We start from the raw sequence: 21659 nt of genomic DNA on the forward strand, positions 1-21659 counted from the left end.
GCTTGATCCTATAACCCTGATGGTTGGTCTGGTGTACGAGTGAAGACTCCTCGGCATCGGGCACCAACAACCCCAACGATTCAATGCATCCAAGCAGTTGTCATAGCGAGATATGACATCGCGTGCGGCGATCGCAACCCACACCGAATACAGAACGAACACAAAGCGTTAGCTTCTTCCCAGATTGGCATGCCGTGACGGGCTCACCCCCGGCCCACGACATGCAACCCCTTACGCCTGACGACCATAGCGAGTTGGTCCCACTCCTTCCCATCCCGAACAGGACAGTGAAACGACTTTGCGCCGATGATAGTGGACGGACGTCTGTGAAAGTAGGTCATCGTCAGGCTCTTATCCTCAAACCCCCGCTGGTAATCCAGCGGGGGTTTGTCTTTGGGCGGACGGAATGTGCGCGGGCCACCGTTCAGCTGGGCCCTTTCCCCTCCGGCGTAACAGGGGGCTCGGCCGAATGATGCAATGTAGCCAAAGGCGGAATGCCGGGCGAGCTGGACAGGTCCTGCGAGCTACTCGCCTTGGCGTCCGCGGCCTGTAGCGTTTCGGAAACCAGTGGCGTCCCCTGCACCCAGGCACGCAGCATGGCTTGCGTGACGGCCAGGACCACGGGCCCGATGAATAATCCCACCAGTCCGAACGCCAGCAGGCCGCCGATCACGCCGCACAGGATGAGCAGAAGCGATATGCGCACGCCGCGGCTGATCAGCCAGGGCCGCATGACGTTATCCATGGTTCCCACCACGATGGACCACAACAAAAGCAAGGTGGCCGCGATGTTGGCATCTGCCCGGTACAGGAAAATGACGCCGGCCAGCATGGGCACCAGGGGCCCTATCTGGGCAATGCAAAGCAGCAGCATGACGGCTGTGAGAATGCCGGCAACCGGCACGCCGGCTACCCAGAGTCCAAGGCCACCCAGCGCCGTCTGGGCGGCTGCGGTCAGCACGATGCCCATGGCCACCGCGCGTATCGCCTGGCCTGCCAGTACCACGGCGACTTCCCCGCCCGGCCCGGCCAGCCGCACGGCGCCGTCGCGGATGAAGCTGGCCACCACCTCGCCCCGCACATACAAAATCCCGGCGAAAACCAGTGTGATGACCATGTGGACGGCGAACGCGCCCACCACCGCGGCGTGACCCAGGACCCAACGGGCCGCCATCGTCAGATACGGTTCCACGCGGGCCAGCAGGCCGCCGGGCCCGACATCCGAAAGACGCTGCCATTCGACCGTTGCACGCGGGCCGACCAGCGGCACTTCGCGGAGCCAGGATGGGGGAGGAAACAGGGTATAGGTTGGCAGCCGGCGTATGGCGCCCACGATGTCGTTGGCCCGTTCCGCGAACGTGTCTATCGTCAGGTACAGCGGCAAGACCATGACTACCAGCAGGCATGCCATGATGATGAGCACCGCCAGCCAGCGCCGGTTGCCCACACGGCGCTGCAGCCACAGCAGCAGGGGCCAGGTGGCTACGACGATCGTGCCGGCCCAGATCAGGCCGGGGAGAAAGGGCCGCAGGATGTACACGCTGCCGGCGAGCAAGGCCGACAGCACCACGACCAGAAAGAAGCTGCGAGCGACGTCGTCGCGAGGGCGCATGGCCATGCGGATTCCCCCCTTTTCGTGACGTGGCGGCACGTTTGGCCGCCAGCAGGGCAGGTATATGGTGCCTGAGTCTGGCCGGACTATCCATACGGCTTTGGTCCATGCCGGGGCCACGCACGCCTGCACCTGCACCCCTCGGCACCGCGGCCGTGGTGGCCGGCCACCTGCGCCCCGTGGCTCCTTGCCGTCACCTTTCAGCGGTCATGGATGTCGCCATCCACATAAAACCAGCGGCCATCTTCCAGCACGAAACGGCTGGTCTCGTGCAGCCTTTCGCCTTTGCCTTGCCACCGGCTGCGCGCGACAAACTCGACCGTGGCGTGCGTGGCGTCCTGGATCTCATGGCGCTTGACCGTCAGCCCCAGCCACTTCAGTCCCGGTGGCGACGGTTCGATATCCGTCGGGCGGGTGGAGGGATGCCACGTGTCGCGCAGATAGTTGGTGAGGTCCAGCACGAAGGCGCTATAGCGCGACCGCATCAGCGCCTGGGCATCGGGGGCGCGCAGATGAGACGCGCCACCGTGCCAGCGGCCGCAGCACGCTGCGTAGGCATGGCCGCTGCCGCAGGGGCAAGCAGGGTTCTTGGTAGGCATGGTAGTGAGCGAGCCACGCTTCAGGAGCCGCGTGGCATTGAAAGCAAAGTCGGAAAGCGAAATCCAGGAAGCGGAATCCTAAGGCGGAATCCTAAGGCGGAATCCCGGTCATGACGATACCGTAAAGTCTTTCGCCGCCGCCGGCGCTGCTGCCAGGTGCGGCCGGCGGGCGGGCGTGCCCAGGGTAAATACCAGTGCCGGATATCGCGATTGAGCTTGGAAAGTCCTTCCAAAATGGAAACGACTTCCATAGAATGGCGGCACATCTCCCACCTTCGACGCACGCCCATGAGCAATATCATCGAACGCTCCTTCGCCATACTTCAGGAGCTGTCCTACCACCGTGATGGCAGGACCCTGTCCGAACTGGCGGAGAAGCTGGACATCCCCCTCAGCGCCACACATCGCCTGCTCAATGACTTGATCGCCATCGGCTACGTGCGCAAGGACGAACGCCACGGCGAATTCACGTTGACGATGCAGATCGTCTCGCTCGCCTTGCGTCACCTCAGTTCCGGGGGCATCGTCGACGTCGCCCAGCCGATACTGGAACGTCTGGCCGCGACTAGCCGCGAACTGGTGCGCCTGGCCGTGGTGGACGGCGATCAGCTCATCTACGTCGCCAAGGCGCAGGGCGCCACCGTGGGCCTGCGCTATGACCCCGAGATGGGGCAGCCCGTCATGCTGTCCTGCAGCGCGGCCGGCCTGGTCTGGCTGGGGCACAAGACGGAAGAGGAAGCGTTGCGGCTCATCGCCACGCAGGGCATGGGCGATCCCAAGGACTTCGGACCGGACGCGCCCACCAGCATCAAGGCCTTGATGACGCAGGTGCGCGCGACGCGCAAGCGCGGCTACGCCACCACCATCAATGTCTTCCTGCCCGGCATGAGTTCCATGGCGGCGCCTGTCTACGGCCCGGGCCAGGAGGTGCTCGCCGTTCTCATCGTCGCCGGTCCCATGAATCGCCTCACCCAGGAACGCATGGATGCACTGAGCCGCGACCTGGTCCAGACGGCGGACGAACTGAGCGCGGCCAGCGCCGTTTCCCCCATCTTCCAGCGCCGTCCCAGCCAGCCCTTGCCGACGCGCAAACACTGACTTCCCCCTAGCAACGCTTGGTCAATAAACCGATAACGGAGACAAAAATGACCAGACTACACACACGCCGCAACCTGCTCGGCGCGCTTGCTGCCGCTCCGGTGCTGAGCCTGCCCTTCGCGTCGCGCGCCCGCGCCGCGGAGTATGTCTTCAAGGTCGCGCATCCGCTGGCTGCCACCCACCCCACCAACCTGCGTCTGCAGCAGGCGGCCGATCACATCGCCAAGGACACGGACGGCCGCGTCGAGCTGCGCCTTTTCCCCAACAACCAGTTGGGCGGCGAAGTCGACCTGCTCAACCAGGTTCGGTCCGGCGCCGTGGAGATGTTCGTCGTCGGCGGATTGATCGCGTCCAGCGTGGTGCCCATGGCTGCGCTCGACGGCGTCGGTTTCGTGTTCAAGGACTCCGCCGCCGTGATGAAGGGCATGGACGGGGACCTGGGGACCTTGATCCGGGGCGCGCTCAAGCAGGCCAATCTCTACGCGCCGGCCACGGTGTGGGACTATGGTTTCCGCCAAGTGACCTCGTCCACCCGCGCCATCAAGACCGTCGACGACATCGCCGGGATGAAGATACGGGTCCCCGGCGCCGCCGCCTACGTCGATCTGTTCAAAGGCCTGGGGGCCGCGCCCACGAGCATCCAGTTCAACGAGGTCTATCCTGCCTTGCAGACGCGCATCGTCGACGGCCAGGAAAATCCCCTGGGCGTCATCGTCACGTCGAAGTTCTACGAAGTGCAGAAGCATTGCTCCCTGACCAACCACATCTGGCAAGGCAACTGGGTCTTGATCAATGGGCGTGTCTGGCGCAACCTGCCCGGCAATCTGCAGGAGATCGTCGAGAAGCGGCTGAATGAAGCCGGGTTGGCGCAGCGCAAGGACCTGGCGGACCAGGAGCAGTCCTATAAGGACGCCATCGCCAAGGGCGGCGTGGCCTTCAATGCTGTGGACGTCGACAGCTTCCGCAAGAAACTCACCGCCTCCGGCTATTACACCGAGGCTCGCAAGAAGTTCGGCGACGCTGCCTGGAAAGTGCTGGAGCAAGCCGCCGGCGGGGCGCTGGCATGAGTTGCGCGTCCGCGTCCCATGCCGCGGACCGCGATGGCGCCGCGTCGTGGCTGGAAAGAATGGACGCAGGGCTGGGGCGCGTGGTGGATGGCGCGGCCGCGGCGCTCATCGTGGCCGAAGTGTGCCTGCTGTTCGCCGGCGTCGTCGCGCGCTACGCCTTGCACAGCCCCATCGTCTGGTCGGACGAACTGGCCGGCAGCCTGTTTCTCTGGCTCGGGATGCTGGGCGCGGCGATCGCGCTGCGCAGGGGTGAGCACCTGGCCTTCGGCGCCTTGAGCCGGGGCACCCGGCCCGGCATCCAGGTCGTGTTGCGCGCGATTGTCATGGCCGTGGTCTTTGCCACCCTCTGCCTGCTCCTGCGGCCCGCCATGGACTACGTCGAGGACGAATCCTACGCCGTGCTGCCCAATCTGGGCGTGCCGTCCAGCTGGCGTGTATTCGGCATCGAGCTTGGCGTCATTCTGCTGCTGGTGACGGTCGTGCTGCAGGCGGCCAAGAGCAGGCTGCTGCTGGCGACGGTGGCGGCGGCCGTGGGCCTGGCTGCGTTGGGCGCCGGGCTATGGGCGATCGCGCCCTGGCTCGTCAAGATCGGCAACTTCAATTTGTTCGTATTTTTTGTCGCGATCGTCGGGGCCGCCATCTTCATCGGCGTGCCCATCGGCTTTTCCTTCGGCATCGCGACCTTGAGCTATCTTTTGCTGACGACGACCACGCCCATGAGTGTCGTGGTCAACCGGCTCGACCAGGGAATGTCCCAACCCTTGCTGCTGGCCATCCCGCTGTTCATCTTCCTGGGCCTGCTGATCGACGTTACCGGGTTTGCCCGTTCCATCATCGCCTTTCTCGCGGCCTTGCTCGGATTCGTGCGCGGCGGCCTCTATTACGTGCTGCTGGTGGCCATGCTTCTTGTCTCGGGCATTTCCGGCTCCAAGGTCGCCGACATGGCCGCGATCGCGCCCGGCCTGTTTCCCGAGATGCGGCGACGCGGCGCCAAGGACGGCGACCTGGTCGCGCTGCTGGCCTGCTCGGCGGCCATGGCCGACACGATACCGCCCAGCATCGTCCTGATCACGCTGGGATCGGTCACCGGGATCTCCATTGCCAGCCTGTTCGCCGCCGGCCTCTTGCCCGCGCTGCTGCTCGCGGTCTTTCTTGCCATGCTTACTTTCGTGCGGGCCCGCGCCGAGCCGGCCCCTGCCGAGAGCCGGCCTGACTGGCGCGCCATACACGGCACGTTCCTGGCCGCGCTGCCGGCCATTGCGCTGCCCTTCGTCATCCGATGGGCGGTGGTGGAAGGCGTTGCCACGGCGACGGAGGTATCGACGATCGGCATCGTCTATGCGCTAGGGGTCAGCATCCTCATTTATCGCCCTGTCCAGTGGCGCCGCTTCTATCCGGCCCTGGTCGAGACCGCCGCGCTGTCCGGCGCCATCCTCTTCGTGATCGGCACGGCCACGGGCATGGCATGGGCGCTGACGCAGTCGGGCTTCTCCAACGACCTGGCGCGCGCGATGACCGCGATCTCCGGCGGTCCTTATGGCTTCCTCGCGATCACGGTGGTGGTCTTCCTGCTCCTGGGCAATATCCTGGAAGGCATACCGGCGATACTCCTGTTCGCTCCCTTGCTGTTGCCGGTCGCGCATAGCTTCGGCATCAACGACGTGCACTACGCCATGGTCGTCGTGGTCGCGATGAGCATAGGCCTGTTCGCGCCGCCTTTCGGGATCGGGTTCTACGCGGCCCGCGCCATCGGCAAGGTCACGCCTGACGCCGTCATACGCCATATGGGACGTTATCTCGCGGTACTGGTTCTTGGCTTGCTGGTGATCGCAGCGGTGCCGGCGGTTTCAACGATATTCATCAAGTGACGGCGATATGGCTCTATTAGGAAAGGCAGCATTGGCCATGTGGTGGAACATGGCCGATTCCATGAGGTCGGAGTTCGAGGATTGGCATACGCACGAGCACTTTCCGGAACGGCTCGGCGTGCCGGGGTTTCTGCGCAGCACGCGATGGACCGATGCGCATGGCGGCGCCGGCGTTTTCGTGATCTATGAACTGGACACGCATGCGGTCCTGTCATCGGCCGCCTACCTGGGCCGGCTCAACGCTCCCACGCCCTGGTCGCGCAAGCTGATGCCTTATCACCAGGACATGGTGCGCAGCCAGTCCCACGTGCTTGCCACGTACGGCAGCCTTACCGCGCGGCATGCATTGACTGTCCGGTTGATGGCGGACGGCGCACGCGGTGTGGAGCGTCTGTGCGCGGGACTGCGCGAAGCGCTGGCCTGCCTGCCCGGGCAAGCAGGCCTGACCGGCGCGCACCTGTTCAGGCACGAGGCGCCGGAGATCGCGCAGACCACGGAACAGAAAATCCGCAAGGCGCCAGACCAGACCGTCGATGCCGTGGTGCTGCTGACAGGCTACGACGAAGCGGCATTGCGGGCGGCTGCCGCCGGGCACTTGAACGAGACCGCGCTGATTGCGCTGGGTGCGATCGGGGCGCCGGCGGTGAACCTGTACACGCTATCCCACTCCGCCTTGCGCTCGGACATCGGGTGAGGACGGGGCCTATGACCGCAGCAGCTGCGCCATGGCGTGCAGCGCCAAGGCATAGCCCTGCACGCCCAATCCCGCGATGACGCCGGTAGCCACCGTGGAAATGAGCGAGTGGCGATAGAGTTCCTCGCGCTTGTGGATATTGGTGATGTGGACCTCGACCAGGGGACGGACCAGCAGCTTGGCCGCATCCAGCACGGGAACCGAGAAAAACGAGAACCCGGCCGGATTGAGGACGACGCCGGCGTCCTTTTCATAGGCCTCCTGCAGCCAGCCGACCATTTCGGCCTCGCTATTGGTCTGGCGAAAGTCGCAACGCAGACCCAATGTTTCCGCCAGCGCCGTGACGTCGGCTTCGACCTGCGCCAGCGTGGTGTGCCCATACAGATGCGGCTCGCGCTTGCCGAGCATGTTGAGGTTGGAGCCGTTGAGGACGTAAACGAGTTCGGACATGATGGCCTGCTTTGCGTGTAGTGATGGATGTTGGTTCAACGGCTGTTGCCCAGGCGGGTGCCGCTATCGATGGCGCCTGGCGACGACAAGGGCGCCTGGCCTGCGCTACCCGCCAGGCGGGACGAGGAATCGGCGCGATTCATGTCTATGCCCCGCGTTTCGGGCCCCCAGAGGATGGCAATCAGCGAAATCAGGTTCAATGACGCGCACAGCGCCACCACCGCCCATGGCGACCCGTTGCTGATGGACAGCAACCAGACCGCCACCATGGGCATGGGGCCGCCGGTGAGAAGATTCGCGCCGGTATATGCCAGTGCCGACCCCGAATACCGCACATTGGTGGGAAAGGCCTCGGCGAAGGCCACGGGCTGGATGCCGCTCTGGTACTGGGTAAAGCCCAGGAACAGGCCCATGATCAACAGCATGGGCACAAAGCTGCGGGTGTCCAGCACCGAGAAATAGACCAGGGAGATCAGGAGGGTCGCGATCGACCCGATGGCCAACGCTTTCTTGCGGCCGATGCGGTCGCTGAGCATGCCGCCCAGCAGGGCGCCGCCGATCGCGAACACATTGGCGCCCATCAGCAGCATGAAGCCGTCCTGCTTGGGCACGTTCAAGGTCTTGGTGATGTAGCTGAGGGAGAACACCACGATCAGGTAGAACAAGGCTGCCGGACCGCAGAAAAACAGCATCCATCTGATGAGCGGCTTGTAGTGGAAACGCACCGCATCGCGCAGGGGATTGCTGACCTTGGCGACGTTACCCGACCGCTGCATCTCGACGAACGCCGGCGTTTCGTGCACCTTCAGCCTGATGTACACGCCGACGATCACCAGCAGGAAGCTGAGCAGGAACGGAACGCGCCATCCCCAGGCCTCGAACGCTTGCGCCGACATCGACGCGGACAGGCCGAACAGCACGGCGTTGGCGACGATCTGGCTGACGGGGGAGCAGATGCCCAGCAGGCCCGAGTATTTGCCGCGCCGGTCCGGGCTGGCGTGTTCGATGGCCATCAACTGGCCGCCGGTGGATTCGCCGCCCAGCGCGAAACCTTGCACGATGCGTAGCAAGACCAGGAGGATGGGCGCCCACACGCCTATCTGGGCGTAGGTGGGCAGCAGTCCCATCAGGAAGGACGACAGGCCCATGACCGAAACGGTTGCCAGCATGAGATTACGGCGGCCGAACTTGTCGCCCAGCGAGCCGCAGATGACAGCGCCCAGCGGTCTTGCGGCCAGGCCGACGCCGAACGTGGCCAACGACGCCAATAGCGAGGATGTCGGATCCATCGCGGGAAAAAACAATTTGGGCAGAACGGTGGCGGCCAACGCGCCATACAGCGCGAAATCCGTCCATTCCAGCGCGGTGCCTATCGTCGCGGCGGTCACCGCGCGCGTCTGCATGGCGCTGTCGCTTCCCTGTGCCGAGTTGTGGTTCATTCCTGTCTCCTGTCCTGTAATCGCGATCTTGTTGTTGTTGCGGTGAGGATCTTAATGACGGATTCGGAACCCTGTTCCGAAGTGGAATCGCATGCCACAATGCGAAAAAATCAGACTGCAATCCAAGGAGACAGCCGATGAGTGGCGTCATGGCACGCACGTTGGCCATACTCGAACTGCTCGCGGGACAGGTCGGAGGCACGCCCCTGGCCTATATCGCGGACGAACTGGACATTCCTCGCGGCGCCTGCCACCGCCTGCTGACGGATCTCAAGGCCCATGGCTATGTGCGGCAGCTGCGCGAGCACGGCGATTATGTCCTGACCACCAAGCTGGTGGGCCTGGGCTTGAGTTTCCTCAGCACGTCCGGCATCGTCGACATGGCGCAGACGACGTTGGATCGCCTGGCGGAAGCCTCCGGCGAACTGGTGCGCATGGCCCTCGTCGACGGCGATCGCATCACCTGGGTGGCCAAGGCGCAGGGCGCGGTCAAGGGCCTGAAATACGATCCGGACATGGGCATGGATACCCGCCTGTCCTGCACGGCGACCGGCCACGCGTGGATGATGACGATGACCGATGAACGCGCAGTGGAGCTGGTGAGCCGGCAGGGGTTCGGCCAGCCCGAGGATTTCGGGCCCGCGGCGCCCACCACCATCAACGGCTTGCTGGCCTTCCTGCATGCCGCCCGCGAACGCGGCTATGCAACCATCGTCGAGGTTTTCGCGCCGGGCATGACCGCCATGGCGGCGCCTATTCGGCGCAAGGGCTATCCGGCCACCGGGGTGATCAGCATCGCCGGCCCGCGGATCAGGCTGGACGAGAAACGGATGGCGGCGCTGGGACCGGCCCTGTTGGCGGCGGCCGCGGAACTGGCGGCGGCCAGCCACGCGTCGCCGCTGTTCGAGCGCTTCAAGTAGCGTGGGCGGCGGCCGCGATGGTCCGGACTTCGCGCGCGTAGGCCTCCGCCGAAGGATGCAGGGCGCGGTCCGCGCGGCGCAACAACCCGATCGGCTCCTCGGTGCCTTGCGTCGAGATGGGCAGCACGGCCAGCTCTCCTTCAGCGGCCAGGCGCTTGATCGCTGACGTCGGCGCGGCCCATACGCTGTCCGTCGTCCGCGTCACCAGGTTGCCCAGGTAGGCATCCGCCGTTTCAAGGCAGCCGTTGGGCAAGGCCAGCCCATGCCGTGCCAGCAGGCTCTCAAGGCTATGCCGCGGAATGGAGCCATGGGCGGGCACCACCAGCGGCCAGCGCAGAACGTCGGCAAGGGTGGCGGAGGACCGCGCCAGCGGGTGGCCGGCGCCGACGGCGAACAACAAGGGCTCCGGCCCTAGCGATTCGAACCATAGCCCCTCCATTGCGGCAGGGTCGTCCATGCGGCCCAGCACCAGGTCGAAGACGTCCGCCTTCAGGCGATCGATCAGCAGGCGATTCATTCCCGTGCTGACGGTCAGGGTCACGTCCGGATGCCGCTGCCGGTATCGGTTGACGACGTCCAGCAGCAGCGCCGGCACGATGCTGGGCAAGGCGCCGACACGCACGCACTCGGCTGGGCGCGCGCCCCGTTCATCGAGGCTGTCCGCGGCGGCGTCCAGTCCTTCCAGCACACGCAGCGCGTGCCTTAGCAGGCGCATGCCCTCCGCCGTGAGCGACGTGCCGGCGCGGTGCCGCGCCAGCAGGCGCGTGCCCGTCATCGCTTCGAGTTCCGTAAGCGTCTTGGACACGGCGGGTTGGGTCAGTCCCAGCTGGTCGCCGGCCCGTCCCAGGTGCCCGGTTTGGGCGACCGTCACGAAACATTGGAGATGGCGCAAGCGCACGCGGGAGCGGAACAGGCCGGACACGCCGTTGCCGGCCGGGTTGCTGCCGGCTGACCTGCTGCCAACTGAGCTGCTGCCGACTGAGCTGCTGCTTTTCATAATGAATATTCATGCAAATAGCAGAAAAACTCAATTTACATGAATTATCGGGCAAGCCATAGTTTCTAACCCGCCGCATTCGACAACAGAAAAACGGAGACACGTGCGATGACGCGTCCAGCCCAATACCGCCGTCCCTATTGGGATACACAGCCCGAATATCGTTTCGACCCTTACGGGTCGACGCGATTCCGGTCGCCGCAACAGCCGCTCATTGCCTTGCCGCAAAGCCTGTCCGAAGTGACGGGCCCCGGGCTGGATACGTCCTTCGTCCAACGCGATGACAACGACCTCACCGTCGGGCATGGCGGCGAACCCATCGGCGAACGCATCCTGGTCAGCGGCCGCGTGCTGGATGAAAACGGCCGCCCGGTTCCGCATGCCCTGATCGAAATATGGCAGGCCAACGCCGCCGGCCGTTATGTCCACGAGCGCGACCAGCATGACGCTCCGCTCGATCCGCACTTTTCCGGTGAAGGCCGTGTCGTGACGGACGACCAGGGACGCTACCAGTTCAAGACCATCAAGCCTGGCGCCTATCCCTGGCGCAACCACTACAACGGCTGGCGCCCCCAGCACATCCATTTCTCGCTGTTCGGGCGGGCCTATGCGACCCGCCTGGTGACGCAGATGTACTTTCCGGGCGATCCCCTGCTGGCCTACGACCCCATCTTCAACTGCGTGCCGGATGCCAAGGCCCGCGACCGGCTGGTTGCTGCCTTCGACTGGGAGACCACGCAACCCGAGCATGCGCTCGGCTACCGTTTCGATATCGTGCTGCGCGGCCGCGACGCCACGCCGATGGAGTGAGAACATGTTATACGCCACCGCATCCCAGACCGTCGGCCCCTATCTCCACATCGGCCTGGCCGATCGTTATTGCGATGACCTGACGGGCGACGCGCCCGGACTGCGAGATTCCCGCATCGTCATCGAGGGCCGTGTCCTGGACGGACAGGGCGCGCCCGTCCCGGACGGCATGGTGGAGATCTGGCAGGCCAATCCGAACGGCCGCTACCGGCATCCGGAGGACGAGCGTACGCACTTGCCGCTGGTCGACGGGTTTACCGGTTTTGGCCGCGTACCCACTGGCCCCGACGGATCGTTCCGCTTCATCACCGTCAAGCCGGGCGCGGTGCCGGACGTGCATGGCGTGCCGCAGGCGCCGCATATCCTGGTGTCGGTCTTCATGCGCGGCCTGCTCAAGCACGTCGCGACCCGGATGTACTTTCCGGACGAAGCCGCCGCCAACGCGAACGATGGCGTCCTGCGCCTTGTGCCGCCGGCGCGCCGCGACACGTTGGTCGCGCGCCGGGGCGACGATGGGGCCTTGCGCTGGGACATCGTGTTGCAAGGCGAAGGCGAGACCGTCTTCTTCGACATTTGAGCAAGGGGGCGCTATGCCTGCTCACACCGGCTTGACCGCTCCGATGTTCGGCAGCCCGGACGTGATGGAGATCTTTTCCGGGGCGGGCCTGATACGCCGCATGCTGGACGTCGAGGGCGCCCTGGCGCGCGCTGAAGCGCGTTGCGGCGTGATCCCGGCCGCCGCCGCGGCAACGATAGCCGACGTCTGCGCGCAGCCTGAAGACGGCGGGCGCCAGCCTGTCATCGACGCGGAAGCCCTGGCCCAGGGCGCGATAGGCGTGGGTAACCTGGCGATCCCCTTCGTCAAGCAGTTGACCGCCGCCGTCGCGGCGCGCGACGAGACCGCCGGCCGCTACGTGCACTGGGGCGCGACCAGCCAGGACATCCTGGATACCGCGCTGGTGCTGCAACTGGTCGACGCCCTGCGCATCCAGGACGGGCGGCTGACACGCCTGGCGGACGACTGCGCCGGTCTTGCACGCCGGCATCGAGACACCGTCATGGTGGCGCGCACGTGGCAGCAGCATGCCTTGCCCACGACCTTCGGCCTGAAGGCCGCCGGCTGGCTCGACGCCCTGCGCCGCGACCTCATGCGTCTTCAGGACACACGCGGCCGCGTCCGCGTATTGCAATTCGGCGGGGCAGCGGGAACGCTGGCCAGCCTGGGACCGACGGCCCCGGACGTCGCGGCATGCCTGGCCGGGGAGCTCGCATTGGCGCCGCCGGCCTTGCCCTGGCACACCCATCGCGACCGTCTCGTGGAAGTTGCCAGCACGCTGGGCATGCTATGCGGCACCCTGGGCAAGATGGCGCGCGATATCTCGCTGATGATGCAGACCGAGGTCGCCGAAGTGGCGGAACCGGCGGGCGCTGGGCGAGGCGGATCCAGCACCATGCCACATAAGCGCAATCCCGTGGGATGCGCCGCCGTGCTGGCCATCGCGACGCGCGTGCCGGCCCTGGTGTCGACCATGTTCAGCGCGATGCCGCAGGAGCATGAGCGCGCGCTGGGCGGCTGGCAGGCCGAATGGGACACCTTGCCCGACATCGTGGCGTCGACCGCGGGCGCGCTGCGGCAGATGGGCGAGATCATCGCGGGACTGGAGGTCGACGCGGCCCGCATGCGCGCGAATCTCGACCTCACCGGTGGCCTGATCCTGGGCGAGGCATACATGCTGGCCCTGGGCCAGCGCCTGGGGCGCCTGCCCGCGCATCATCTGGTGGAATGCGCGTCCCGGGACGCCGTTGCCGCGAACGTGACTTTGCTCGACGCGCTGCGCAAGCGTCTCGCCGCCGATCCCGCACTCGCCGGCTTGCTGGATGACGCGGACTTGGAACAGCTGGCCGACCCGACCCGCTACACGGGACAGGCCGCGCGATACGTGGATGCGGTGTTGACGGAGTGGCAGGCTGCGCGCGGCGCGCAGGACGGCGCTCCCTAGGTCTCTGTCGTCGGCGGGACGGGGCCGGTGTGCTCGTTCGCAAAGCTTGCGCGGGGTTCAGCCGCGCTGCGGGGCGGCCAGGTAACGCCAGACCAGGCTCGCCCCCGCCAGATAGACCAGCGTGATCGCCCCGAAGGCAAGGGGCAGGACCCTCCCCCAATCGGCCTGGCCATGCAGGATGGTGCCCATGAACGCGACGCCGACCAGCACGCCGATCTGGCGATTCGCGTTCAGGCTGGCGGCGGCGACGTTGGAATGCATGCGCCCGGCCACCTGCATGACGGTGGCCGTCATGACCGGAACGGCGACACCCGCGCCCAGGTTGGCCAGCGCCAGCAGCAGCGCGAAGATCCAGTAGGCGGTGTCCGGCCGCAGCACCAGCGTCGTCAAGGCCGCGAACACGGTGCAACTGATCATGCTGCCCAGCAGGGCATGGCGCGGGCCGAAGCGGCTGACCAGATGGGGAACCGCCAGGTTGCCCACCGTATAGACCGCGATGGTGGGCAACAGCTGTATGCCGGCCTGCAGGGGCGTGGCGTGACGCGCCTGTTGCAGGAACAGGCTGAGCAGGAACAGTTGCCCGAAGCCGCCGAAGTTGATCAGGAAACCCAGCAGGTTGGCGGCGCCGAAGCGCGGGGTTTCGAATAGCGCGCGCGGCAGCAGGGGCTCCACGCTGCGGCGTTCATGCAGGACAAAGGCACAGGCGGCCGCGATCGCCAGCACGGCGGCGCCGACGATGGGCCTGGACAGCCAGCCATCCACCGGTCCCTGGATCAAGGCATAGCTGACCGCGCCCAGCGTGGCCATGCCCAGGGCGTGGCTGAGGAAGTTGATGGCCTTGGGATGCCGGGCCACGGGCGTGATGACCTTGCTGGCCAGCACCAGCCCGACGAGGCCCAGCGGCACGTTGACCAGAAAGATGCTGCGCCAGCCGAAGCGGTCGATGAGTATGCCGCCGACCAGCGGCCCCGAGGCGGCGGCCACCGAAACGATGGCCGACCACATGCCCAGCATGCGCTGGCGCACCGTCTCGTCCGGATACGCATGGGCCAGCAGGGACAGCGAACTGGGCATGAACAGGGCGGCGCCCAGGCCCTGCAGGAAGCGCGCGGCCACCAGCGTGCCGCCGCTGGGCGCCAGGCCGCACAACACCGAGGCCAGCACGAACACCGCGAGGCCGCTGAGGTACAAGGTCTTGGCGCCGTAACGGTCGGCCAGGCCGCCGCCGGCCAGCAGCATGGCGGCGAAAGTGAGGGTGTAGCCGTCGACGACCCAGACCAGCCCCGCCAGCGGCACGGTCAGCTGGCGCGCGATATCCGTCAGGGCGACGTTCACCACGGTGACGTCCAGGATGGCCATGACGAAACCGATGGCAAGGGTGATCAGCGGCAGCAGGCCGACGGACGCGGCGGCCGATCCGCGCAGGGAGGAGGGGGCTGAGGTAGGGGAGGCGCTCATCTTGCAGCGCATCATACTGCTGCCAGGACGATGCAAATATACGTAGAATTGCTCGCCTGGAATGCAAATTTGCTTGTGCATCACCTGGAAAAACCGCAACACGCGGAGTGCGCGAGGACGGATATACATGGATTGGGACAACACCCGCATCTTCCTGGCGGTATATCGGACCGGCACGCTGCGTGCGGCCGCCGCCTTGCTGCAAATCGACCAGGCCACCGTCGGGCGGCGGCTGGCGGCGCTGGAAAAATCGCTGGAAGCGCGCCTGTTCCTGCGCACCTCGAACGGCTATGTGCCGACACCCGCCGGCGAGCTGGCCTTGCTGGCCGCCGAAGGCATGGAGCGCGCGGCGGACCAGCTGGTGCGCCAGACCCAGGGCATCGACGAGCGCGTATCCGGCACGGTGCGCGTGGCGACGTCGGACACCATAGGCAGTCATTTGATGATTGCTGCGGTGCAGAAAGTGCAGGCCGCGCATCCGGACCTGCGCGTGGTGCTGACCACGTCCCTGCAACTGACCAACCTGGCCCGGCGCGACGCCGACATCGCCGTGCGCAATGTGAGGCCGGACAATCCGGACCTGATCTCGCGGCGGCTGGTTCGGCGCGAAATCGGCCTGTACGCCAGCAAGGCCTACCTGAAGGCCCACGGCGAACCCCGCCGCGGCACGGCGTTCGAGGGACATGCCGTGGTGATTTATCAACGCGCGTTCATGATCGGTCGTTCCGACATGTTGGCGGGCGAACCTTGCGCGAATGCGCGGGTGGCGATGGAAGTGAATTCGGGCCTGGTGCTGCGCGAGGCGGTGCGAGCGGGATTGGGATTGGCGGAGCTGCCGGTCTACCTGGCGGAAGGGGATCCGCGCCTGAAAAGGGTCTGGCCGGATCGCGCCGAGCACTACGATGTCTGGATGGTGCTGCACGGCGATCTGCATCGCTCGGGCCGGGTGCGGGCGGTGGCCGATGCCATCGTGGACGTGTTCGCGTCCGATGACATCGCGCCGCCGTTGTGCGAGCGCAGGCGCTGAGCGTCGCGGACCTCGCCGCGGACCTTGTCGAGGACCTTAGCGCTGACCTTATTAACGCTTATTAACCCTGACCTTACTTGTCCAGCTTCACTTCGAAGCCGCGCTTGACGCCGGGACGCGCCATCAAGGCCTCATACCAGCGTTTCACATTGGGAAAGTCAGCGAGGTCGACCTGGTGCCGCTCGTGGCGCCAGGCCCAGCCGACGATGGCGAAATCGGCCACCGACAGCGGTCCCGCGACGAATTCCACGTTGGCCAGGCGGCGATCCAGCACGCCATACAGGCGGCGGGTCTCCGCCACGTAGCGTTGCGCGCCGTAGCGCCGGTCGACCTCGTTCTCCAGGCCCAGGAAGTGATGCGCCTGCCCGGGCATGGGGCCGAAACCGCCCATTTGCCACATCAGCCATTCCAGCACCGGAATGCGGTCGGCCAGTTTGGCGGGCAGGAATTTGCCCGTTTTTTCACCGAGGTACAGCAGGATCGCGCCGGATTCGAAAACGCTGACCGGCTTGCCGTCCGGGCCGTCCGGATCGACGATGGCCGGAATGCGGTTGTTGGGGCTGATGCGCAGGAAGGCCGGCTGGTGTTGTTCGCCGTGGCGGATATCGACCGGATGCACGGTATAGGGCAGGCCCATTTCTTCCAGCGCGACGCTGATCTTGCGGCCGTTGGGGGTATTCCAGGTATGAAGTTCGATGGTCATTGCGTGGGCTTTACGGTGAGGGGGCAGGGCTGTCCTTGCTGCAAGCGCATCAGGTCAGCGCGGGTGCGACATGGCGCTGGAAGGCGGGCCGCCGTTGCAGGCCCTCGTACCACTTTTGCACGCGGGGCAAGGCCGGGCGCTCGATGCCGTCCAGGCCCAGATAGCGGCGGCAGTAGGCGCCGAGCACGATGTCGGCGATGGAGAAGGCCTTGCCTTCCGCGAACTCGCGGCCTTCAAGGTGAGCGTCCAGCATCTGCCACAGCTTGCCGCAGGCATCGGCCGCTTTCTGGATGGCGGGCATGTCGCGCTCGGCCGCCGGCGTGCGCACCATGCCCCAGAACACGGACCGCTCCGCCGGTTGCAGGGTGGACAAGGTCCAGTCCAGCCAGCGGTCGATACTGGCGCGCAGGCGGGGTTCGGCGGGGTACAGGTCGTGGCCGGCCGCCGGACGGCCGGACCCCGGATGGCCGGCCCCACCATATTGCATCACCAGGTAGCGCAGGATGGAGTTGGATTCCCACAGGGAGAAATCGCCATCCTCCAGGGTCGGCACGCGGCCGTTGGGGTTCATGGCCAGGTAGCCGGGCTCGTTGTTGCGGCCGAATTGCAGGCCGGCATCGATGCGTTCGTAGGGCAGGCCCAGTTCATCGCAACACCAAAGGACCTTTTGCACGTTGACCGAGTTCACCCGGCCCCAGATCTTGATCACACGCGTCTCCTCGCGAAAATGGCAAGCTTGAACGCAAAGACGCCGCGATGCAATGGCCTTGTCGTGGCCATCGATCGCGGCGGCGTGGGGGAGGGAGGCCGTTCGCGTCAGCGGCGCAGCAGCATCAGCGTCCACAGCGCGATCATGGCGATCAGGCCTATCCAGCAGCCCGCCCAGAGGCCCATCAGCGGCCACTTCAGGCGCAGGGGCACCTTCTTGGGATCGACGTGCGCGAGCACGCGGTTGGCGTAGCCGAACAGGCCGAATTGCAGGCGCGGGAAGAAGAGGTGCAGGAAATAGTCCTGCAGGATGCCGGCCTGCAGCGACCGCGGCAGCCTCTTGAACGGCTGCTTGGCCAGCAAGGGGTGCCGCATGGTGTCGTTCAGCTCGTTCAGCTTGAACAGGTAGATCGTCGCGAGGGAGACGGCGGCGATGAAGAAACAGGCGACGAAGACATTGAACGCGACGATCATCGCGTAGGCAAGCACGGGGGAGGACATGGGAAGCAGGAGTTCGACAGCTTTCAGGAAGCGGACAGGGTAACCCGATCTCTTACATAACTCCTACATAAAAACAGGGAGTCTCCATAAAAACCGCAAATCGCGGGGCGTGCGCTGCGTGGCCGTTTGACGCATACAACGCCGCGCGCATTTTTTCCCCTGCCTTTCCCCTGCCTTTTCGTTCCCTTCCCTTGCCCCGGCCCCCGGCGCGGCGTCCCGCCAGCCGCGGACCATGGTGTCGGGTCGTCCCGGGGCGATGCGACAGGAGCCGGCCTGGGCGGCCGGCTCCGCTACCATCACTTGCGTTTTTCGATCGGCACGAACTTCTGGTCTTCCGGACCCGTGTAGTTGGCGGTCGGACGAATGATCTTGTTGTCGACGCGCTGCTCGATGATGTGGGCCGACCAGCCGGCCGTGCGCGCGATGACGAACAGGGGCGTGAACATCGCGGTGGGCACGCCCATCATGTTGTAGCTGACGGCCGAGAACCAGTCCAGGTTCGGAAACATCTTCTTGATGTCCGCCATGACGGTTTCCAGGCGTTCGGCGATGTCGTACAGCTTGGTGGTGCCGGCCTGCCTGGACAGCTTGCGCGCCACCTCCTTGATGACCTTGTTGCGCGGGTCGGAGACCGTGTACACGGGATGGCCGAAGCCGATCACCACTTCCTTGTTCTCGACGCGACGGCGGATGTCGGCCTCGGCCTCGTCCGGATTGTCGTAGCGGCTTTGCACTTCGAACGCCACTTCGTTGGCGCCGCCGTGCTTGGGGCCGCGCAGCGCGCCGATGCCGCCGGTGATGGCCGAGTACATGTCCGACCCCGTGCCGGCCACGACGCGGCAGGTGAAGGTCGACGCGTTGAACTCATGCTCCGCGTAGAGGATCAGCGAGGTGTGCATCGCCTTGACCCACTCCTCGGGCGGCTCCTTGCCATGCAGCAGGTGCAGGAAGTGCCCGCCGATGCTGTCGTCGTCGGTCTCCACGTCGATGGAGCGGCCGTTGTGGCTGTAGTGGTACCAATACAGCAGGGCCGAACCCAGGCTGGCCATCAGGCGGTCGGCGATGTCGCGCGCGCCCGGGGTGTTGTGGTCGTCCTTCTCCGGCAGCACGCAGCCCAGCACCGACACGGCGGTGCGCATGACATCCATCGGGTGGCTGGACGCGGGCAGCGCTTCCAGCGCCACCTGCAATTGCACGGGCAGGCCGCGCAGGGCGCGCAGCTTCTGCTTGTAGGCCTTCAGTTCGGCCTTGTTGGGCAGCTTGCCATGGACCAGCAGGTAGGCGATTTCCTCGAACTCGCTGGTGCCGGCGATGTCCAGGATGTCGTAACCACGATAGTGCAGGTCATTGCCGCTGCGGCCCACCGTGCACAGGGCCGTGTTGCCGGCCACCACGCCGGACAAGGCCACCGACTTCTTCGGCTTGAAACCCGGCTTTTCCTGCTCTTTGGTTTCCTTGGTGCTGGAGGTGCTCATCTGTCTGCTCCTTTCCTCGACGGTGGGGTGAGTATTGTTCGACTTGCTGTTACTTCGACTTGCTGAACAGCGCGTCCAGCTGCGATTCGAAGGCGTGGTAGCCGATGCGGTCGTAAAGCTCGTCGCGGGTCTGCATCAGGTCCACCACGTTCTTCTGGTGGCCGTCGCGGCGGATCGCGGTGTAGACCGCTTCGGCGGCCTTGTTCATGGCGCGGAAGGCAGACAGCGGATAGAGCACGATGCCCACGCCCACGGACTTCAGTTCGTCCACACTGAACAGCGGCGTCTTGCCGAATTCGGTGATGTTGGCCAGCACCGGTACGCCCACCGCGCGCACGAACTTGTCGTAGGTCGGCAGGTCGTAGGCGGCTTCCGCGAAGATGGCGTCGGCACCGGCCTCCACGCACTTCAGCGCGCGTTCGATGGCGGCGTCCACGCCGTGCGACGCGATGGCGTCGGTGCGGGCGATCAGGTAGAAATCGTCATCGGTGCGGGCGTCGGCCGCGGCCTTGACGCGGTCGGCCATCTCCTCGGTGGACACGATTTCCTTGCCGGGACGGTGGCCGCAGCGCTTGGCGCCGACCTGGTCCTCGATATGGCAGGCCGCGGCGCCGAACTTGATCAGGCTCTTGACGGTGCGGGCGATGTTGAAGGCCGACGGCCCGAAGCCGGTGTCGATGTCGACCAGCAAGGGCAGGTCGCAGACGTCGGTGATGCGGCGCACGTCCACCAGCACGTCATCCAGCGTGTTGATGCCGAGGTCGGGCAGGCCCAGCGAGCCAGCCGCCACGCCGCCGCCGGACAGGTAGATCGCGCGATAGCCGGCGCGCTTGGCCAGCAGGGCATGATTGGCGTTGATGGCGCCGATGACCTGCAACGGCGATTCTTCGGTCAGGGCCTGGCGGAACAGGGCGCCGGGCGACGGGGGACGGGACATGCGGTACTCCGGGAGGGAAGACGGAAAAAAATGGGCCCATTCGCACGGGCCCACTTTTTCATTTGCGCTGGATTACTTCAGCAGGTCTTTCACGCCGTCGCGCTCTTCGAGGAGCTCCTTCAGCGTGAAGTCCATGCGCTCGCGCGAGAACGCATCGATTTCCAGGTCCTTGATGACGGTGTATTCGCCGTTGGCGGTGGTCACCGGCACGCCGTAGATGATGCCTTCGGGGATGCCGTAGGAACCGTCCGAGGGCACGCCCATGGTGACCCACTTGCCGTTGGTGCCCAGCACCCAGTCGCGCACGTGGTCGATGGCGGCGTTGGCGGCCGAGGCAGCCGACGACAGGCCGCGCGCGTCGATGATGGCGGCGCCGCGCTTGCCCACGGTCGGGATGAAGACGTCCTTGTTCCAGGCGTCATCGTTGATGATCTTGTTCAGGCTCTGGCCGCCGACGGTGGCGAAGCGGGTATCCGGATACATCGTGGGCGAGTGGTTGCCCCACACGACCAGCTTTTCGATGTCGGCGACCGGCTTGCCGGACTTGGCCGACAGTTGCGACAGGGCGCGGTTGTGATCCAGGCGCAGCATGGCGGTGAAGTTCTTGGCCGGCAGGTCCGGCGCCGACTTCATGGCGATGTAGGCGTTGGTGTTGGCGGGGTTGCCGACCACCAGGACCTTGACGGTACGCTTGGCCACTTCGTTCAGGGCCTTGCCCTGGGCCGTGAAGATCTGGGCGTTGACGGTCAGCAGGTCCTTGCGTTCCATGCCGGGGCCGCGGGGACGGGCGCCGACCAGCAGGGCAACGTCGATATCCTTGAAGGCGGTGCGCGGATCGCTGTGCGCGGTCACTTCCTGCAGCAGCGGGAAGGCGCAATCGTCCAACTCCATGATGACGCCCTTGAGGGCCTTCTGTGCCTTTTCGTCGGGGATTTCCAGCAGTTGCAGGATGACGGGCTGGTCTTTGCCGAGCATTTCGCCGGAGGCGATGCGGAACAGCAGAGCGTAGCCGATTTGACCGGCGGCGCCGGTGACGGCGACGCGCAAAGCGGGCTTGGACATGAACATTCTCCGTAAGAGTCGTCGAGAAAAAATCTCGCCGGACAGTGTAATCGTTAGGTCCGAGGAAAGCGGATCCTTGCTGACTTTGGAAAAGTCTTTTGCACCTGCGGAACGATGGCCATATTGCAGTGCCATAACACTGCGGTGGCAACCCCGCGAAGCAGGGCGTATCCTAAGGCGAACATGACGTTTACGTCAATTTGACTTATATCTTATATAAGACATAAGACGTTG

The 21659-nt window shown here is 65.5% G+C and carries 21 protein-coding genes and 1 rRNA gene; 10 read left to right on the forward strand and 12 right to left on the reverse strand.

The features are described from left to right. Nucleotides 1–236 precede the first annotated feature (236 nt). Nucleotides 237–349: ribosomal RNA gene (rrf, locus tag C7R54_RS25525) — 5S ribosomal RNA — on the forward strand. A gap of 75 nt (nucleotides 350–424) precedes the next feature. On the opposite strand, the gene ydiK is transcribed toward rrf, so the two are convergent. Both ydiK and C7R54_RS25535 read right to left on the reverse strand, forming a co-directional pair. Beyond that, complete coding sequence (gene ydiK, locus C7R54_RS25530) at nucleotides 425–1618, reverse strand: AI-2E family transporter YdiK (protein WP_129153719.1); 1194 nt, start codon at nucleotides 1616–1618, stop codon at nucleotides 425–427. Between the two features lie 194 nt (nucleotides 1619–1812). Next, entirely contained in the window at nucleotides 1813–2211 is a 399-nt protein-coding gene (locus C7R54_RS25535; protein WP_129153721.1) for a YchJ family protein, read from the reverse strand. Between the two features lie 288 nt (nucleotides 2212–2499). Between C7R54_RS25535 and C7R54_RS25540 the strand changes: the two genes are divergently transcribed. From C7R54_RS25540 to C7R54_RS25555, 4 genes are read left to right on the forward strand one after another with little or no spacing between them, the layout of a single operon-like run. Continuing rightward, nucleotides 2500–3309: an IclR family transcriptional regulator gene (locus tag C7R54_RS25540; RefSeq protein WP_129153723.1), complete on the forward strand. Its 810-nt coding sequence runs from the start codon at nucleotides 2500–2502 to the stop codon at nucleotides 3307–3309. Nucleotides 3310–3356: 47 nt separating this feature from the next. Continuing rightward, complete coding sequence (locus C7R54_RS25545) at nucleotides 3357–4376, forward strand: TRAP transporter substrate-binding protein (RefSeq protein WP_129153725.1); 1020 nt, start codon at nucleotides 3357–3359, stop codon at nucleotides 4374–4376. Continuing rightward, nucleotides 4373–6244 (forward strand): TRAP transporter large permease, encoded by a 1872-nt coding sequence (locus tag C7R54_RS25550; RefSeq protein ID WP_129153727.1) that lies wholly within the window; start codon nucleotides 4373–4375, stop codon nucleotides 6242–6244. The genes C7R54_RS25545 and C7R54_RS25550 overlap by 4 nt, the downstream gene beginning before the upstream one ends. A gap of 49 nt (nucleotides 6245–6293) precedes the next feature. After that, entirely contained in the window at nucleotides 6294–6938 is a 645-nt protein-coding gene (locus tag C7R54_RS25555) for a hypothetical protein (protein ID WP_129153729.1), read from the forward strand. A gap of 9 nt (nucleotides 6939–6947) precedes the next feature. On the opposite strand, the gene C7R54_RS25560 is transcribed toward C7R54_RS25555, so the two are convergent. After that, nucleotides 6948–7388, reverse strand: a complete 441-nt coding sequence (locus C7R54_RS25560) for a type II 3-dehydroquinate dehydratase (RefSeq protein ID WP_129153731.1) — start codon at nucleotides 7386–7388, stop codon at nucleotides 6948–6950. A 35-nt stretch (nucleotides 7389–7423) separates the two neighbouring features. Then, nucleotides 7424–8827 (reverse strand): MFS transporter, encoded by a 1404-nt coding sequence (locus tag C7R54_RS25565; RefSeq protein ID WP_129153733.1) that lies wholly within the window; start codon nucleotides 8825–8827, stop codon nucleotides 7424–7426. A gap of 137 nt (nucleotides 8828–8964) precedes the next feature. Here C7R54_RS25565 and C7R54_RS25570 point away from each other — a divergent pair, with 137 nt between their 5' ends. After that, nucleotides 8965–9747, forward strand: coding sequence for an IclR family transcriptional regulator (locus C7R54_RS25570; protein WP_129153735.1), 783 nt, complete (start codon nucleotides 8965–8967; stop codon nucleotides 9745–9747). Here C7R54_RS25570 and C7R54_RS25575 read toward each other — a convergent pair. Next, on the reverse strand, nucleotides 9740–10669 hold the full coding sequence (locus C7R54_RS25575) for a LysR substrate-binding domain-containing protein (protein WP_275669710.1): 930 nt from the start codon (nucleotides 10667–10669) through the stop codon (nucleotides 9740–9742). The genes C7R54_RS25570 and C7R54_RS25575 overlap by 8 nt on opposite strands. A gap of 183 nt (nucleotides 10670–10852) precedes the next feature. Between C7R54_RS25575 and pcaH the strand changes: the two genes are divergently transcribed. Genes pcaH through C7R54_RS25590 form a run of 3 tightly spaced genes read left to right on the forward strand, consistent with a single transcriptional unit; the run spans nucleotide 10853 to nucleotide 13554 of the window. Further along, nucleotides 10853–11554, forward strand: coding sequence for a protocatechuate 3,4-dioxygenase subunit beta (gene pcaH / locus C7R54_RS25580; protein ID WP_129153739.1), 702 nt, complete (start codon nucleotides 10853–10855; stop codon nucleotides 11552–11554). 4 nt (nucleotides 11555–11558) lie between these two features. Continuing rightward, the gene (gene pcaG, locus C7R54_RS25585) at nucleotides 11559–12131 is read left to right on the forward strand and encodes a protocatechuate 3,4-dioxygenase subunit alpha (protein WP_129153741.1); all 573 of its coding nucleotides are present in this window, start codon (nucleotides 11559–11561) and stop codon (nucleotides 12129–12131) included. A gap of 13 nt (nucleotides 12132–12144) precedes the next feature. Next, nucleotides 12145–13554, forward strand: a complete 1410-nt coding sequence (locus C7R54_RS25590) for a 3-carboxy-cis,cis-muconate cycloisomerase (RefSeq protein ID WP_129153743.1) — start codon at nucleotides 12145–12147, stop codon at nucleotides 13552–13554. 57 nt (nucleotides 13555–13611) lie between these two features. Here C7R54_RS25590 and C7R54_RS25595 read toward each other — a convergent pair whose 3' ends face one another. Beyond that, nucleotides 13612–15012 (reverse strand): MFS transporter, encoded by a 1401-nt coding sequence (locus C7R54_RS25595; protein WP_129153745.1) that lies wholly within the window; start codon nucleotides 15010–15012, stop codon nucleotides 13612–13614. A 127-nt stretch (nucleotides 15013–15139) separates the two neighbouring features. Between C7R54_RS25595 and C7R54_RS25600 the strand changes: the two genes are divergently transcribed. Further along, entirely contained in the window at nucleotides 15140–16039 is a 900-nt protein-coding gene (locus C7R54_RS25600; protein ID WP_129153747.1) for a LysR family transcriptional regulator, read from the forward strand. Between the two features lie 73 nt (nucleotides 16040–16112). Here C7R54_RS25600 and C7R54_RS25605 read toward each other — a convergent pair whose 3' ends face one another. The 6 genes from C7R54_RS25605 to C7R54_RS25630 form a co-directional block, all read right to left on the reverse strand. After that, nucleotides 16113–16742 (reverse strand): glutathione S-transferase family protein, encoded by a 630-nt coding sequence (locus tag C7R54_RS25605; protein WP_129153749.1) that lies wholly within the window; start codon nucleotides 16740–16742, stop codon nucleotides 16113–16115. 49 nt (nucleotides 16743–16791) lie between these two features. Continuing rightward, complete coding sequence (locus C7R54_RS25610; RefSeq protein WP_129153751.1) at nucleotides 16792–17451, reverse strand: glutathione S-transferase family protein; 660 nt, start codon at nucleotides 17449–17451, stop codon at nucleotides 16792–16794. Nucleotides 17452–17558: 107 nt separating this feature from the next. Next, nucleotides 17559–17951 carry a hypothetical protein gene (locus C7R54_RS25615; RefSeq protein WP_129153753.1) on the reverse strand — a complete coding sequence of 131 codons (393 nt, stop codon included), beginning with the start codon at nucleotides 17949–17951 and terminating at the stop codon, nucleotides 17559–17561. A gap of 296 nt (nucleotides 17952–18247) precedes the next feature. After that, entirely contained in the window at nucleotides 18248–19426 is a 1179-nt protein-coding gene (prpC, locus tag C7R54_RS25620) for a bifunctional 2-methylcitrate synthase/citrate synthase (RefSeq protein ID WP_129153754.1), read from the reverse strand. 49 nt (nucleotides 19427–19475) lie between these two features. Next, complete coding sequence (gene prpB / locus C7R54_RS25625) at nucleotides 19476–20363, reverse strand: methylisocitrate lyase (protein WP_129153756.1); 888 nt, start codon at nucleotides 20361–20363, stop codon at nucleotides 19476–19478. A 72-nt stretch (nucleotides 20364–20435) separates the two neighbouring features. After that, nucleotides 20436–21425, reverse strand: a complete 990-nt coding sequence (locus tag C7R54_RS25630) for a malate dehydrogenase (RefSeq protein WP_129153757.1) — start codon at nucleotides 21423–21425, stop codon at nucleotides 20436–20438. Nucleotides 21426–21659: the final 234 nt, after the last annotated feature.

Origin of the sequence: Achromobacter aloeverae (genome assembly GCF_004121055.1) — a bacterium.
Classification (GTDB): Bacteria; Pseudomonadota; Gammaproteobacteria; order Burkholderiales; family Burkholderiaceae_B; genus Bordetella_C; species Bordetella_C aloeverae.